Raw genomic sequence first — 16,289 nt, forward strand, 5'->3', positions numbered from 1 at the left:
TGTGGGAGCAACTGTCTTGCTCAATTTCTAAAAGCTGGCGCCTTCCCTGTGGGAGCGGGCTTGCCCGCGAACACGGGCGAAGCCCGTGCCATCCACCACGGTGTTGGCTTCGCGGGCAAGCCCGCTTCCACGCGGCTCACGCTGCGTTCTGGATTTACGTTGTACTTTCAGGCTGCGGTAGCACTAGATCGAGCCATGATGTACCCGTTCTGAGCATGGCATTTAACCGCACGATGAACGTTCTCATGCAGGCCACGATAGCGACTTTGGGAAGTTTTCCGCGCTCCCGCAGTGACTGATAACGAGCCTTGAGTGCTGGGTTGTATCTCATCGCCACAAGGCATGCCATGTACAGCGATCGCCTGACCGCAAATCGTCCGCCAGAGATAGAGCGCTTGCCCATGAATTTCCCACTGTCGTGGTTGAAGGGCGCCACTCCGACCAGGGAGGCAATTTCTCTGGATTCAACCCGACCCAGCTCCGGCAGCAGCGCTACTAGCTTGCCCGCTGTCACCATCCCAATGCCTTTCACTTTAATCAGTTGGGTAACCCGTTCGTCGTTCAGCATCGCGGTTTGCTGTTCGATCTCACGCTCAACCAGTTTGATCTGCGCTTTGAAGTGTTTCAGGTTGGCATTCAGGTAGTTAGCAACTGCAGTCGATTGCACCTGCTTCAGGCGCCGCAGGTCGTCATCTCGCTGTTGAACCAACCGATCACGTTGCTGAAGCAACTCTCGCAGAAGCGCTCGTTCGGGGCTGATTCGCAGGGAGGGTTGATCTGGAATGACTTCGGCATAGTGCGCCAGAACCTCGGCGTCGATGGCGTCAGTCTTGGCCTTGATGCCTAGAGAGTCAGCGAATGACCTGGCTCGCCTGGGATTAACGCGTATGACCTTGTAGCCAGCGTCCTGTAGAAAACGCATGACATCTCGCTCGTAGCCACCCGTCGCCTCTAACAGGACGCGCTTGATACTGAGCTTGCGAAGGCTCTCCAGTAGCGCCTCAAAGCCTGTGGGATCATTGCTTAAATGCATTTTGATGCCCTGTGGCCGCACCGCAGCATCAAGGGAGAGACTGGAAACATCGATACCCAAGAAGGAAGCCATCACCAAAACCTCCTAAACTCAACACAGTGAGAGGACTTTGGCTTGGCCCACGCTTGTGATTCGAGATCAGAGCCGCATCCAACTGTTCGGGCTCTCGCCAAAGTGGAACGGTGAATGGCAGCTTGTGCTCCCACACGTGCTCAAGGCACCTACGGCATTCAGCTTGCCATTCACCGCTCTCACTCCAGATTCTAATCCCCCATCAAGACACAAGCGGCCTTGTGTCGCGAAAGGAGGGCGAAGCCCTCCCAGCTTTTTCCAGGCAAAAAAAAGCCCCGCCAATCGACGGGGTTGAGGTACGAGCGTGGCAGCTCGAAAAGGGTACTGCCCCTCGCAAGGAGGGGCAGTGTGCTGGCTTACAGCAGCATGGTGCGGATATCGCCCAGCACGTCGCCCAGGCGCTTGGTGAAGCGCGCGGCGGCAGCGCCGTTGATCACACGGTGATCGTAGGACAGCGACAGCGGCAGCATCAGCTTTGGCTGGAAGGCCTTGCCATCCCAGACTGGCTGCATGGTCGCCTTGGAGACGCCCAGGATAGCCACTTCCGGCGCGTTGACGATCGGCGTGAAGCCGGTGCCGCCAATGTGGCCGAGGCTGGAGATGGTGAAGCAAGCGCCTTGCATCTCGTCGGCCGACAGCTTCTTGGTGCGCGCCTTCTCGGCCAGTGCAGCGGCTTCGGCAGCCAGTTGCAGCAGGCTCTTCTGGTCGACGTTCTTGATCACAGGGACCAGCAGGCCGTCCGGGGTGTCCACGGCGAAGCCGATGTGCACGTACTTCTTGCGGATGATGGCCTTGCCGCTTGGCGCCAGCGAGCTGTTGAAGTCCGGCAGTTCCTTGAGCAGGAAGGCGCAGGCCTTGAGCAGCAGTGGCAGCACGGTCAGCTTCACCCCAGCCTTCTCGGCCACGGCCTTCTGCGCAACGCGGAAGGCTTCCAGCTCGGTGATGTCGGCAGAGTCGAACTGGGTCACGTGCGGCACGTTGAGCCAGCTGCGGTGCAGGTTGGCAGCACCGACCTGCATCAGGCGGGTCAGGGCCACTTCTTCCACTTCACCGAACTTGCTGAAGTCCACGGCAGGGATCGGCGGGATGCCAGCACCACCGGTTGCGCCAGCGGCTGCCGGTGCTTCCTTGGCCTTCTGCATCATCGCCTTGACGTACACCTGTACGTCTTCTTTCAGGATGCGGCCGTGCGGACCGGTGGCGGCAACCGCGCCCAGGTCGACACCAAATTCACGGGCCAGCTGGCGAACCGCCGGGCCAGCGTGAACCTTGGCATTGCTGCCGGCAGCCGGTGCGGTCGCAGCCGGTGCTGCGGCAGCGGCCGGGGCAGCAGCAGGAGCAGGTGCGGCAGCCGGAGCAGCCTCAGCCTTGGCCGGGGCAGCAGCAGCTGGTGCCGCTGCAGCAGCAGGCGCAGCGCCAGCAACCTTGAGCTTGAAGATCAGGTCGCCAGTGCCGACTTCGTCTTCCAGCTTGCACAGTACTTCTTCGACCACGCCGGCAGCCGGCGACGGGATTTCCATGGAAGCCTTGTCGGACTCCAGGGTAATCAGCGACTGGTCGGCTTCGACGGTGTCGCCGACCTTGACCAGCACTTCGATGATCTTGGCCTTGCCCGACGAACCGATGTCCGGCACGTGGATGTCCTGCACGCTGGCAGCAGCCGGGGCTGCGGCCGGAGCAGCCGGAGCGGCTTCAGCGGCTGGCGCTGGAGCAGCAGCCGGAGCAGCGGCAGCGGCCGGAGCCTCAGGGGCCGCAGCAGCGGCGCCCTCGGCTTCCAGGACCAGCAGCTCGTCGCCTTCTTTCAGGCGGTCGCCCAGCTTGACCTTCAGTTCCTTGATGACGCCGGCCTTGGGCGCCGGAATCTCCATGGAGGCCTTGTCGGACTCCAGGGTCAGCAGGCTCTGGTCAGCCTCGATACGATCACCGACCTTGACGAACAGCTCGATGATTTCACCTTCACCGCTGCCGATGTCAGGTACGCGAATGAGTTCGCTCACTTAAAAATACTCCTCAGCAGTCCAGTGGGTTGCGCTTGTCCGGGTCGATACCGAACTTGACGATAGCGTCTGCAACAACCTTGGGTTCGATCTCGCCACGGTCAGCCAGGGCTTCCAGGGCAGCCAGCACCACGAAGTGGCGGTCGACTTCGAAGAAGTGACGCAGCTTCTTGCGGCTGTCGCTGCGACCGTAACCGTCGGTACCCAGGACTTTGAACTCTTTGCTCGGTACCCACTGGCGAATCTGCTCGGCGAACAGCTTCATGTAGTCGGTAGAGGCGATAACCGGGCCTTTGCGACCGTTCAGGCACTGCTCGACGTAGGTCTGCTGTGGCTTCTGGCCAGGCTTCAGGCGGTTGGCGCGTTCCACGGCCAGGCCGTCGCGGCGCAGTTCGTTGAAGCTGGTGACGCTCCACACGTCGGCACCGACGTTGAACTCTTCACGCAGGATCTTCGCGGCTTCGCGGACTTCGCGCAGGATGGTGCCGGAGCCCATCAGCTGTACGTGGTGTGCGGCTTCGCGGGTATCCTCTTCCAGCAGGTACATGCCCTTGATGATGCCTTCCTCGACACCGGTCGGCATGGCTGGCTGCTGGTAGGATTCGTTCATCACGGTGATGTAGTAGAAGATGTCCTGTTGCTCTTCGGTCATCTTCTTCATGCCGTCCTGGATGATCACCGCCAGCTCGTAGCCGTAGGTCGGATCGTAGGTGCGGCAGTTCGGGATGGTGCCCGCCATCATGTGGCTGTGACCGTCTTCGTGCTGCAGGCCTTCACCGTTGAGGGTGGTACGGCCGGCGGTACCGCCGATCAGGAAGCCACGGGTGCGGCTGTCGCCAGCGGCCCAGGCCAGGTCGCCAATACGCTGGAAACCGAACATCGAGTAGAAGATGTAGAACGGCAGCATCGGCTGGTTGTGGCAGCTGTACGAGGTACCGGCAGCGATGAACGACGACATGGCGCCGGCTTCGTTGATGCCTTCCTCGAGGATCTGGCCCTTCTTGTCTTCGCGGTAGAACATCACCTGGTCTTTATCGACTGGCTCGTAGAGCTGGCCGACCGACGAGTAGATACCCAACTGGCGGAACATGCCTTCCATACCGAAGGTACGGGCTTCGTCCGGGATGATCGGGACGATGCGCTGGCCGATGTCCTTGTCCTTGACCAGCTGCGCCAGAATACGCACGAAGGCCATGGTGGTGGAGATTTCGCGGTCGCCCGAGCCGTCCAGGATCGCTTTCAGCGTTTCCAGTGGCGGGGTCGGCACGCTGAAGCTCTTGGCGCGGCGCTGCGGTACGAAGCCACCCAGGGCTGCGCGGCGCTCGGCCAGGTACTTGGCTTCGGCAGAACCTTCTTCCGGCTTGAAGAACGGCAGGTTCTCCAGGTCGGCATCCTTGACCGGGATGTCGAAGCGGTCACGGAAGTGACGCAGGCTGTCGACGTCGACCTTCTTGGTGTTGTGCGCGGTGTTCTTGGCTTCGCCAGCACCGGTGCCGTAACCCTTGATGGTCTTGGCCAGGATGACGGTCGGCTGCTCTTTGTGGTTCACAGCCTGGTGATACGCCGCGTAGACCTTGTACGGGTCGTGACCGCCACGGTTGAGCTTCCAGATCTCTTCGTCGGACAGGTCTTCGACCATGGCCTTGAGTTCCGGGGTGTTGAAGAAGTGCTCGCGAACGTACGCGCCGTCTTTGGCTTTGTAGTTCTGGTATTCGCCGTCGATGACCTCGTCCATGCGGCGCTGCAGGGCACCGTTGGTGTCCTTGGCCAGCAGTGGGTCCCAGAAACGGCCCCAGACGACTTTGTTGACGTTCCAGCCACCGCCACGGAACACGCCTTCGAGTTCCTGGATGATCTTGCCGTTGCCGCGAACCGGGCCGTCGAGGCGCTGCAGGTTGCAGTTGATGACGAAGATCAGGTTGTCCAGCTTCTCGCGGCCGGCCAGGGCGATTGCACCCAGGGATTCCGGCTCGTCGCACTCACCGTCGCCCATGAAGCACCAGACCTTCTGCTTGCCGGCCGGGATGAAGCCACGGGCTTCCAGGTACTTCATGAAGCGTGCCTGGTAGATCGCCTGGATTGGGCCCAGACCCATCGAAACGGTCGGGAACTGCCAGAAGTCAGGCATCAACCATGGGTGCGGGTACGAAGACAGGCCGTTGCCGTCCACTTCCTGACGGAAGTTGTTCATCTGGTCTTCGCTGATACGGCCTTCCATGAAGGCACGAGCGTAGACGCCAGGCGAAGCGTGGCCCTGGAAGAAGACCAGGTCGCCGCCGTGTTCTTCGGTAGGGGCCTGGAAGAAGTAGTTGAAGCCGATGTCGTACAGGGTGGCACTGGAGGCGAAGCTAGAGATGTGTCCGCCCAGGTCCGAGTCTTTCAGGTTGGTACGCATGACCATGGCCAGCGCGTTCCAACGCACCATCGAGCGAATGCGGCGTTCCATGAACAGGTCGCCAGGCATGCGTGCTTCGTGGGTGACAGGGATGGTGTTGCGGTATGGCGTGGTGATCGCATACGGCAGCTGGGAGCCACTACGGGTGGCCAGCTCGCCCATACGGGTCATCAGGTAATGAGCGCGGTCTTCGCCTTCTTTGTCGAGGACCGACTCCAGGGCATCCAGCCATTCCTGGGTTTCGATTGGATCGAGGTCTTGCATGGCTTGCTCCAGGGCGGAAAGGCAACCAGAATCGATTGCCTGAGATTGCGACTGGCCTTATGGGCAGACGTCGTGAATTCTTGGATTACCGGGGTGTCTTCCGGCGCGTTGTAGTTTTACTACATTTGCTTTCGCATTTCATGCTTTTACACGACACGAGTAGTAGTAAAACTACATTTGTGCGACGTTTGGTCGCACCTTGGCTTGTGAGGAAAAACGTTCATGTTGGTTGGCATTGTGTCGCGAACGGGTGGTTCTTGATGTTTGTTGCCAAGTTTTCGTTTTTTTCAGCTATTTCCAACTTTTGTACGACAGTCCAACCGTGGTCCGGCTTCCCCTTGGCCGCTTTTTCCCCTCTATTTCACGCCGATCAAGGATAGACCATGCGCCTACCTTTGCCCTCCGATCTGCCTGCCACCTTGCAGCCGCTGGTCACTCGCAACCAGCAGTTCATCAGCGATGCCGTGGCCGGCCACCCCGAACTCGACCTGCAGGCCTGGAGCCCGCTGCACCGGCAGCAGTTCGACCAGGTGGCTGCTGCCAGCGAGTTCGTGCTCAGCCTGGCCCAGCGCGAGCCCGCCATGCTGTTCGCCCTGCTGGCCAGTGGCGAGCTGGAGCGGCGATACGCCCCGGGTGAGCTGCGCGGGCAAATCGCCGCAACAGCCCAGGCGGCACAGAGCGAGGACGAGCTGGCGCGCAATCTGCGCCGCGCGCGCAACCGCCAGCAGTTGCGCATTATCTGGCGCGACATTACCCGTCAGGCGGAACTTGGCGAAACCTGCCGCGACCTGTCGGACCTTGCCGATGCGGCCATCGACGAAGCCTACCAATGGCTGTACCCGCGCCATTGCCAGCAATTCGGCACGCCCATCGGCAACCGCAGCGGCCAGCCGCAGCACATGGTGGTGCTGGGCATGGGCAAGCTGGGAGCGGTAGAGCTTAACCTGTCGTCGGACATCGACCTGATCTTCGGTTTTCCCGAGGGCGGTGAAACCGAAGGGGTGAAGCGCTCGCTGGATAACCAGGAGTTCTTCACGCGCCTGGGCCAAAGGCTGATCAAGGCACTGGACCCGGTTACCGTCGACGGCTTTGTATTCCGCGTTGACATGCGCCTGCGCCCCTATGGTTCGGCGGGTGCCCTGGTGCTCAGCTTCAATGCACTGGAGCAGTACTACCAGGACCAGGGCCGTGACTGGGAACGTTACGCGATGATCAAGGCGCGGGTGGTGGCCGGCGACCAGGCGGCCGGCGCGCAGTTGCAGGAGATGCTGCGCCCGTTCGTGTACCGCCGCTACCTGGACTTTTCCGCAATCGAAGCGCTGCGCACCATGAAGCAGCTGATCCAGCAGGAAGTGCGGCGCAAGGGCATGGCCGAGAACATCAAGCTGGGTGCCGGTGGTATTCGTGAAGTGGAGTTCATCGCCCAGGCCTTCCAGCTGATCCACGGCGGGCGTGACCTCAGCCTGCAGCAGCGGCCGTTGCTCAAGGTGCTGGCCACCCTGGAAGGCCAAGGCTACCTGCCGCCAGCAGTGGTGGCCGAGTTGCGCGAGGGCTATGAGTTCCTGCGCTACACCGAGCACGCCATCCAGGCCATCGCCGACCGCCAGACGCAAATGTTGCCGGAAGGTGAGACCGATCAGGCACGCGTGGCCTATGTGCTCGGTTTTGCCGACTGGCAGAGCTTCCACGACCAGCTGATGTACTGGCGTGGCCGTATCGACTGGCATTTCCGCCAGGTCATTGCCGACCCGGATGATGAAGACGGCGAAGGCGAACTGGTGGTGGGTGGTGAGTGGTCGCCGTTGTGGGAGCAGGCGCAGGATGAAGAAGCCGCTGGCCGGCAATTGCAAGAGGCTGGCTTCAAGCAACCCGCCGAAGCCTTGAGGCGCCTGGCCGGGCTGCGTTCCAGCCCGCAGTTGCGCTCGATGCAGCGCATCGGCCGTGAGCGACTTGACGCATTCATCCCACGGCTGTTGGCTCAGGCGGTGGAGCATGACAACCCTGACCTGGTGCTTGAGCGGGTGCTGCCATTGGTCGAGGCTGTGGCAAGGCGTTCTGCCTACCTGGTACTGCTGACCGAAAACCCCGGTGCCTTGCGCCGTTTGCTGACGCTGTGCGCCGCCAGCCCGTGGATTGCCGAGCAGATTGCCCTTTACCCGCTGCTGCTCGACGAACTGCTCAATGAGGGCCGCTTGTTCAGCCCGCCCTTGGCGCCAGAACTGGCCAGCGAGCTGCGCGAGCGCCTGACGCGCATCCCCGAGGACGACCTGGAGCAGCAGATGGAGGCGCTGCGCCATTTCAAGCTGGCCCACAGCCTGCGCGTGGCCGCCTCGGAAATCAGCGGCAACCTGCCGTTGATGAAAGTCAGCGACTACCTGACCTGGCTGGCGGAAGCGATCCTCGACCAGGTGCTGGCCTTGGCCTGGCGCCAGACCGTGGCCCGCCACGGCCAACCCAAGCGCAGCGACGGCAGCCTGTGCGACCCGGGTTTCATCATCATCGGTTACGGCAAGATGGGCGGCCTGGAGCTCGGCCACGGTTCGGACCTGGACCTGGTCTTCATCCATGACGGCGATCCGCAGGCGGAAACCGACGGTGCGAAGCCTATCGACAGCGCGCAGTTCTTCACGCGTCTGGGGCAGCGCATCATCCACTTGCTGACCACCCAGACCAACTCGGGCCAACTGTACGACGTGGATATGCGCCTGCGCCCGTCCGGCGCCTCGGGCCTGCTGGTCAGCTCGCTGGGCGCCTTCGAGCGCTACCAGCAGAACGAAGCCTGGACCTGGGAACACCAGGCGCTGGTGCGGGCCCGTGTGCTGGTGGGTTGCAAGCAGGTGGGGGCTGCATTCGAAGGTGTGCGTGCCAAGGTACTGGGCCAGGCCCGCGACCTGGAAAAGCTGCGCGGCGAGGTGAGTGAAATGCGCGCCAAGATGCGTGACAACCTCGGTACCAAGGCTACGGCTGCCGGTACCGCGGCGAACGCCTTCGACGCCGGTGTACCCTTCGATATCAAGCAGGATGCCGGCGGTATCGTCGATATCGAATTTATGGTGCAATACGCCGCTTTGGCCTGGTCCCATGACCATCCGGCCATACTTCGATGGACCGATAACATCCGCATTCTGGAAGAGCTGGAGCAGGCGAACTTGATGCCGGCCAGTGACGCGGTGCTGTTGCGTGAAGTGTACAAGGCGTTCCGCTCGGCCTCCCACCGCCAGGCCCTGCAGAAGCAGGCCGGGGTGATCGATGCGGCACAGTTTGCCGATGAACGCCGTGAAGTGCGGCGGATCTGGGGTGAACTGGGGCTGACTTGAGATCGTTGGGGCCGCTGTGCGGCCCTTTCGCCACACAAGGCCGCTCCCACCATTGGCCGGCGTATGCAGTACCTTTTGTGGGAGCGGCCTTGTGTCGCGATGGGCTGCAAAGCAGCCCCAAAGGCTCATGCCTCACCACCGGTGTTACACTGTCGGCCACATAGCCTGAATATAAAGAGGGGAGGCCAGGCTGTACCGCAGCCTGTAGCCTCCCCGAGCGTTTCTGGACTAAGCATGAGAATACTGATCATTGGCCCCAGCTGGGTCGGCGACATGGTGATGGCGCAGACCCTGTTCCAGTGCCTGAAACAGCAGCACCCCGACTGCGTGATCGACGTGCTGGCCCCTGAATGGAGCCGGCCGATCCTCGAACGCATGCCTGAAGTGCGTCAGGCCTTGAGCTTCCCGCTCGGCCACGGCGCGCTGGAGCTGGCCACACGTCGGCGCATCGGCAAGTCCCTGGCCGGCCAGTACGACCAGGCTATCCTGCTGCCCAACTCGCTCAAGTCGGCGCTGGTGCCCTTTTTTGCCGGCATTCCCAAACGCACCGGCTGGCGCGGTGAAATGCGCTTCGGCCTGCTGAACGATGTGCGCAAGCTGGACAAGGCCCGCTACCCGCTGATGATCGAGCGCTTCATGGCCCTGGCGTACGCGCCCGGCGCCGAGCTGCCGCAGCCATACCCGCGCCCCAGCCTGCAGATCGAAGCGCAAAGCCGTGACGCCGCCCTGGCCAAGTTCGGCCTGGAACTGGACCGTCCGGTACTGGCGCTGTGCCCTGGCGCCGAGTTTGGCGAAGCCAAGCGCTGGCCGGCAGAGCACTATGCCGCTGTGGCCGATGCGATGATTCGCCAAGGCTGGCAAGTGTGGCTGTTTGGCTCGAAGAACGATCACTCGGTCGGTGAGCAGATCCGCGACCGGCTGATTCCGGGGTTCCGTGAAGAGTCGTCCAACCTGGCCGGTGAGACCTCGCTGGCCGATGCCATCGACCTGATGTCCTGCGCCCATGCCGTGGTGTCCAACGATTCCGGCCTGATGCACGTGGCCGCTGCGCTGAACCGTCCGTTGGTGGCGGTGTACGGCTCGACTTCCCCCGGCTTCACCCCACCGTTGGCCGAACAGGTGGAAGTGGTGCGCACCGGTATCGAGTGCAGCCCGTGCTTTGACCGCACCTGTCGCTTCGGCCATTACAATTGCCTGCGTCTGCTGGAACCGGGCAAAGTGATTGCCGCCCTGCACAGCCTCAGCGGACCGGACCTGATCGATACCGTGGCCGAGGTCGACTAAGTGCGGGTACTGATCATCAAGACCTCGTCGCTGGGGGATGTCATCCACACCCTGCCGGCGCTTACCGATGCCGCCCATGCCATTCCCGGTATCCGTTTCGATTGGGTGGTGGAGGAAGGCTTCGCCGAAATCCCCAGTTGGCACCCCGCGGTCGACCAGGTCATCCCGGTGGCGATTCGTCGCTGGCGCAAGAACCTTTGGCAAACCATCAAGAGTGGCGAGTGGAAGGCGTTCAAGCAGCGCGTGCGCGAGCGCAAGTACGACCTTGTGATCGACGCCCAGGGCCTGGTCAAGTCGGCCTGGTTGACCCGTTACGTGAAGGCACCCGTCGCCGGCCTGGACCGCTACTCGGCGCGCGAAGGCTGGGCCAGCCGCTTCTACGACCGGCCTCTGTCGGTTGCTACCGGCCAGCACGCGGTGGAGCGGGTACGCCAACTGTTTGCCATGGCCCTGGCCTATGACCTGCCAGAAGGCATCGGCAACTACGGCCTGGACCTCGACCGCCTGCAACTGCCCCCGGCTGCGCCCTATGTGGTGTTCCTGCATGGCACCACCTGGGCGACCAAGCATTGGCCCGAAGCCTACTGGCGCGAACTGGCCGAGCGCATGGGCCGGCGCAAGCTGGAAGTGCGCCTGCCTTGGGGTAATCCGGCTGAGAAGGCGCGGGCCGAGCGAATTGCCCAAGGCTTGAACAACTGCCAGGTGCTCCCCAAATTGAACCTTGCCGGCGTCGCTCGTGTTCTGGCGGCGGCAAAGGCCTGCGTGGCGGTCGATACCGGCCTTGGCCACCTGGCGGCGGCACTCGATGTGCCCACCCTTTCGCTGTTTGGCCCAACCAACCCGGGCCTGACTGGCGCCTACGGACGGACCCAGATTCACCAGGCCAGTGACTGGCCTTGCGCTCCCTGCCTGCAGAAGAAGTGCACCTACAAACCGAGCGCCGATGACCTGGCCCGGTTCGATCTGAAACGCGAGTGGCCACTGTGCTTCACTCGCCTGAATCCCGAGCATGTGGCGAGCCGCTTGAGCGCGTTGCTGCTGGCTGAGGATGTCCGTTGATGCAACTGGCTTTCGTGCTTTACAAATATTTCCCCTTCGGCGGGCTGCAGCGCGATTTCATGCGCATTGCCCTGGAATGCCAGAAGCGGGGCCACCAGATCCGTGTGTATACGCTGATCTGGGAGGGTGACATTCCGCCGGGCTTCGAAGTGCTGGTGGCGCCGGTGAAGGCGATCTTCAACCACCGCCGCAACGAGAAGCTCAGCGCCTGGATGGCCGCCGACCTGGCCAAGCGCCCGGTCGACCGCTTGATCGGCTTCAACAAGATGCCGGGGCTGGACGTGTACTACGCCGCCGACGGCTGCTTCGAGGACAAGGCACAGACCCTGCGCGGTGGCCTGTACCGCCGCTGGGGCCGCTACCGGCACTTTGCCGAGTACGAGCGTGCGGTGTTCGCCAAGGACGCCCATACCGAAGTGCTGATGATTTCCGAAGTGCAGCAGCCGCTGTTCATCAAGCATTACGGCACCCCGGTAGAACGCTTCCACCTGCTGCCGCCAGGCATTTCCCAGGATCGCCGTGCGCCGGCCAATGCCGCCGAGATCCGCGCTGAGTTCCGCAAGGAATTCAACCTGGGGGAGGACGACCTGCTGCTGGTGCAGATTGGCTCAGGCTTCAAGACCAAAGGTGTGGACCGCAGCCTCAAGGCACTGGCCGCGCTGCCGTCGGCCCTGCGCAAACGCACCAGGCTGATGGTGATCGGCCAGGACGACCCCAAGGTATTCCAGCTGCAAAGCGCTACCCTGGGTCTGGGCGACCAGGTGCAGTTCCTCAAGGGCCGTAGCGACATCCCGCGCTTCCTGCTGGGCGCCGACCTGCTGATTCACCCGGCGTACAACGAGAATACCGGTACGGTGCTGCTCGAAGCGTTGGTCGCCGGCTTGCCGGTGCTGGTGTCCAAGGTGTGCGGCTATGCCCACTACATTGCCGAGGCCGACAGCGGCCTGGTGCTGGACGAGCCGTTCGAACAAGAGCAGCTCAACGGCTATCTGCAGCGCATGCTCGAAGACCCGCAGGCGCGTGCCAGCTGGTCGCGCAATGGCCTGGCATTTGCCGATAGCGCCGATCTGTACAGCATGCCGCAGCATGCTGCCGACGTGATCCTGGGGCAAAAAACCGCATGAAGCTGATATTGGCCGAACCCTTCAAACGCCTGTGGGCCGGGCGTGATGCCTTCGACGCCGTGGAGGCGCTGCAAGGCGAGGTCTATCGCGAGCTGGAAGGGCGCCGCACGCTGCGCACCGAAGTGGCTGGCGAGGGCTTTTTCGTCAAGATCCACCGTGGCATCGGCTGGGGCGAGATCTTCAAGAACCTGTTCACCGCCAAGCTGCCGGTGCTCGGTGCCGGCCAGGAGTGGAAGGCCATCCAGCGCCTGCATGAAGTGGGTGTGCCTACCATGACCGCAGTCGCCTATGGCGAGCGTGGCAGCAACCCGGCCGCGCAGCACTCGTTCATCATCACCGAAGAGCTGGCGCCGACCATCAGCCTGGAAGACTTCAGCATCGACTGGGTCAAACAGCCGCCTGAGCCGCGCCTGAAGCGTGCACTTATCGCCGAGGTGGCGAAGATGACTGGCGGGATGCACCGCGCCGGGGTCAACCACCGCGATTGCTACATCTGCCATTTCCTGCTGCACACCGACCGACCGGTGACGGCGGATGACTTCAAACTGTCGGTGATCGACCTGCACCGCGCGCAAACCCGTGCCAGAATCAGCCGCCGCTGGCGCGACAAGGACCTGGCTGCGCTGTACTTTTCGGCCCTGGACATTGGCCTGACCCAACGCGACAAGCTGCGCTTCCTGCGCGGTTACTTCCAGCGTCCGCTGCGGCAGGTGCTGAAGGACGAAGCCGCGCTGCTCGCCTGGTTGGAGCGCAAGGCCCAGAAACTCTACGATCGCAAGCAACGCTATGGGGACGCACTCTGATGGCGAGTTGGACACTGGCGCCGGGGTACGAACACCTGGCGGCGGACTTCGGCAGCCTCGACGCGGTGTTCGCCCTCCAGGGCGAACGGCTGACCCGCGACCCGCTCAGTGAGGTGGTACGCATCGAGCGTGACGGGATCAACTACTACGTCAAGCGCTACACCGGGGCCGGCAAGCACATGCGCCGGTACCTGGGGCGGCCACGCATCAAGGCCGAATGGCAAAACCTCAAGCAGTTCGCCAAATGGGGTATCCCCACTGCCGAAGTCGTGGCTTGGGGCCTGGAGCGCAACGGCCTGGCCTTTGGCCGTGGTGCTATGATCACCCGTGAGCTGCCGCACACCGAAGACCTGTCGGCCCTGGCCGATAACAACGATGCGCGCTTGGCCGACCGCAGCTGGGTCGACCATGTCAGCCGTCAACTGGCGCGCCATACCCGGGTCATGCACCAACACCGCTTTGCCCATAACGACCTGAAGTGGCGCAACCTGCTGGTCGATGACCAAGGCACGCTATTCTTCATCGACTGCCCTACCGGCGACTTCTGGCGCGGTTTCATGTGGCGCCACCGGATGATCAAGGACCTGGCATGCCTGGACAAAGTGGCCAAATACCACCTGTCAGCTACCCAGCGCCTGCGCTTCTACCTGCAATACCGTGGCCGCGACCGGCTGAATGTGCGTGACAAAAAGCGCATTCATCGGGTACTGGGCTTTTTCGAGGGAAGGGAATGACCGATTACCTGGCCAGCGCGGACCTCGCGCTGCTCAAGCGCCATGGCCTGGACAACTTCGAGGCACTGTGGGCGCTGCAACTTGATGCTGTGGACGAACCCAACACCGGCCGTGGTGGCTGGAGCAGCGTCTTCCGTCTGGAACTCGAAGGCAAGGGCTACTACCTCAAGCGCCAGAGCGACTACCTGACCCGTACCTTGCACCGGCCGTTCGGCGAGCCCACCTTCGCCCGCGAATTCCGCAACATCAGTCGCTACCAGAAGCTGCGCATTCCGGCATTGCAGGCGGTGTTCTACGGCGAGCGCAAGCAGGGCGGCAAGCACCGGGCTATCCTGATGACCCGCGCTCTGGACGAGTGGGCCGACCTCGACAGCCTGCTGGCGCAGTGGCCGCGGTTGGGTGAAGCCGAGCGCACTGGCATCCTGCAGGCCTGCGGTCAGCTGGCGCGCACCCTGCACAGCGCCGGCCAGGTGCATGGCTGCTTCTACCCCAAGCACATTTTCCTGCGTCAACGCCGCGAGGGTTGGGACGCGCAATTGATCGACCTGGAAAAGACCCGGCCGCTGCTGTTCGGCATGCGTGACCGCCTCAAGGACCTGGAGCCGCTGCTGCGCCGCGCGCAGGCCTGGCGCGTGCAGGATGTACGTACTTTGCTGGCGACCTACCTGGGGCAGCCGGCTGACGGCGCGCTGGTCGACACCTGGCTGCAACGGCTGACGCAACGCCGTCGTGAAAAAGAGGCTCGCTGATGCGTTTGTCTGAACTGAAGGATGCCGGGCGCAGCCCGACGCTGCCCCTGAGTATCACGTTGGTTGATGCCGCCGGCAGTGCCGACTTGCAACTGCTCACCCTGCTGCGTGTGCTGCCGGGCCAGCGTTATGTGGGCGCTGGTGTCTGGCGTGGCACACCGGTGCTGGCGAAGCTGCTGGTCGGTGGTAACGCCGCGCGGCATTTCCAGCGCGAACTGCAGGGTGTGAAGTTGCTGGCCGAACAAGGCCTGACCACACCGACGCTACTGGCCGACGGCCTCAAGGAAGGCGAGGGCGGCTGGCTGCTGTTCGAGTTCCTTGACGGTGCCCAAAGCCTGGCCGATGCCTGGGCCGCAGTGGCAAACCTGCCAGTGCTGGCGGACGAGCAGCACCTGGTACTGGGCGAAGCGCTCACGGCTGTGGCGCACATGCACGCCCAAGGCCTTTGGCAGGAAGACCTGCACCTGGACAACCTGCTGCGCCATGCCGGCAAGCTGTACCTGATCGACGGTGCGGGCATCAGGGCGGAAACACCCGGTCAGCAGTTGTCGCGTCCACGCGTGCTGGAAAACCTCGGGGTGTTCTTCGCCCAGTTGCCCAAGCGCCTGGAGCCGTTCATCGAAGAGCTGCTGGTGCATTACCTGCTGGCCAATGCCGAGCATGCGTTGCCGCTGGAAGCCCTGCAAAAACAGGTGGACAAGGTGCGCACCTGGCGCCAGAAGGACTATCTGGACAAGGCTGGCCGCGAGTGCAGCCTGTTCAGCGTCCAGCGCACCCTCTCGGGCTTGCAGGCGATCCGCCGCAGTGAGGTCCAGGCCATGCAGCCTGTACTGGAGCAGGCCGATGCGCTGATCGACAAGGGCCATTTGTACAAGACCGGTGGCGCTGCCAGCGTGGCGCGCATCGAGGTCAATGGTCGCCCGTTGGTGATCAAGCGCTACAACATCAAGAACACCGCACATTGGTTCAAGCGCTTCTGGCGCCCGAGCCGGGCCTGGCATTCCTGGATTGAAGGCCACCGCCTGGAATTCCTCGACATCGCCACGCCACGCCCCCTCGCGGTGCTGGAACAGCGGGTGCTGGGCCTGCGCAGCCGTGCTTACCTGGTCACCGAGTATGTCGACGGCCCGGACCTGACGGCATGCTTCGCGCCCTACGTCGAAAGCGGCGATGCGCCCGAGGAGCAGGTGGATGCCTTGGTGCACGTGATGCAGCAGCTGATTCGCGAACGCATCAGTCACGGCGACTTCAAAGGCCATAACCTGTTCTGGCACAACGGCCAGTGGTCGCTGATCGACCTCGATGCCATGTGCCAGCACGCCACCCAGCTCAGCTTCGCACCGGCCTATGCCCGTGACCGGGCACGGCTGCTGCGCAACTGGCCCAATGGCAGTGCCTTGCATCAGCGGCTGGACCGGCTGTTGCCAAAACTGGTCGACTGAGGCCGCCGGTTCCGGC

Annotated in this window: 11 protein-coding genes; 8 read left to right on the top strand and 3 right to left on the bottom strand. The window is 62.9% G+C overall.

Annotated features, from left to right (window positions below; genetic code table 11):
* Positions 1-154: 154 nt before the first annotated feature.
* From ACTJJN_RS24730 to aceE, 3 genes are all read right to left on the bottom strand, one after another.
* Complete coding sequence (locus ACTJJN_RS24730) at positions 155-1,105, bottom strand: IS110 family transposase (protein ID WP_004577666.1); 951 nt, start codon at positions 1,103-1,105, stop codon at positions 155-157.
* Positions 1,106-1,461: 356 nt separating this feature from the next.
* A complete protein-coding gene (gene aceF, locus ACTJJN_RS24735) occupies positions 1,462-3,102 on the bottom strand; it encodes a dihydrolipoyllysine-residue acetyltransferase (RefSeq protein ID WP_143494274.1) in 1,641 nt (546 codons plus the stop codon).
* A 13-nt stretch (positions 3,103-3,115) separates the two neighbouring features.
* Positions 3,116-5,761, bottom strand: a complete 2,646-nt coding sequence (gene aceE / locus ACTJJN_RS24740; RefSeq protein ID WP_440781692.1) for a pyruvate dehydrogenase (acetyl-transferring), homodimeric type — start codon at positions 5,759-5,761, stop codon at positions 3,116-3,118.
* A 383-nt stretch (positions 5,762-6,144) separates the two neighbouring features.
* Here aceE and glnE point away from each other — a divergent pair, with 383 nt between their 5' ends.
* The 8 genes from glnE to ACTJJN_RS24780 all read left to right on the top strand — a co-directional run bounded on the left by glnE (position 6,145) and on the right by ACTJJN_RS24780 (position 16,273).
* Positions 6,145-9,078, top strand: a complete 2,934-nt coding sequence (gene glnE, locus ACTJJN_RS24745; protein ID WP_003255650.1) for a bifunctional [glutamate--ammonia ligase]-adenylyl-L-tyrosine phosphorylase/[glutamate--ammonia-ligase] adenylyltransferase — start codon at positions 6,145-6,147, stop codon at positions 9,076-9,078.
* 234 nt (positions 9,079-9,312) lie between these two features.
* On the top strand, positions 9,313-10,362 hold the full coding sequence (waaF, locus tag ACTJJN_RS24750) for a lipopolysaccharide heptosyltransferase II (protein ID WP_088513532.1): 1,050 nt from the start codon (positions 9,313-9,315) through the stop codon (positions 10,360-10,362).
* Positions 10,363-11,421 carry a lipopolysaccharide heptosyltransferase I gene (gene waaC, locus ACTJJN_RS24755; protein WP_003255648.1) on the top strand — a complete coding sequence of 353 codons (1,059 nt, stop codon included), beginning with the start codon at positions 10,363-10,365 and terminating at the stop codon, positions 11,419-11,421.
* A complete protein-coding gene (locus ACTJJN_RS24760) occupies positions 11,421-12,545 on the top strand; it encodes a glycosyltransferase family 4 protein (RefSeq protein ID WP_324737483.1) in 1,125 nt (374 codons plus the stop codon). Before waaC ends, ACTJJN_RS24760 begins: the two co-directional genes overlap by 1 nt.
* The gene (gene rfaP / locus ACTJJN_RS24765; RefSeq protein ID WP_003255644.1) at positions 12,542-13,348 is read left to right on the top strand and encodes a lipopolysaccharide core heptose(I) kinase RfaP; all 807 of its coding nucleotides are present in this window, start codon (positions 12,542-12,544) and stop codon (positions 13,346-13,348) included. The genes ACTJJN_RS24760 and rfaP overlap by 4 nt, the downstream gene beginning before the upstream one ends.
* Positions 13,348-14,082 (top strand): lipopolysaccharide kinase InaA family protein, encoded by a 735-nt coding sequence (locus ACTJJN_RS24770; RefSeq protein ID WP_003255642.1) that lies wholly within the window; start codon positions 13,348-13,350, stop codon positions 14,080-14,082. Before rfaP ends, ACTJJN_RS24770 begins: the two co-directional genes overlap by 1 nt.
* Complete coding sequence (locus ACTJJN_RS24775; protein WP_003255640.1) at positions 14,079-14,831, top strand: lipopolysaccharide kinase InaA family protein; 753 nt, start codon at positions 14,079-14,081, stop codon at positions 14,829-14,831. The genes ACTJJN_RS24770 and ACTJJN_RS24775 overlap by 4 nt, the downstream gene beginning before the upstream one ends.
* Positions 14,831-16,273, top strand: coding sequence for a lipopolysaccharide kinase InaA family protein (locus tag ACTJJN_RS24780; protein WP_440781694.1), 1,443 nt, complete (start codon positions 14,831-14,833; stop codon positions 16,271-16,273). The genes ACTJJN_RS24775 and ACTJJN_RS24780 overlap by 1 nt, the downstream gene beginning before the upstream one ends.
* Positions 16,274-16,289: the final 16 nt, after the last annotated feature.

It is taken from the genome of Pseudomonas sp. 22515, assembly GCF_052044625.1.
Lineage (GTDB): Bacteria > Pseudomonadota > Gammaproteobacteria > Pseudomonadales > Pseudomonadaceae > Aquipseudomonas > Aquipseudomonas alloputida.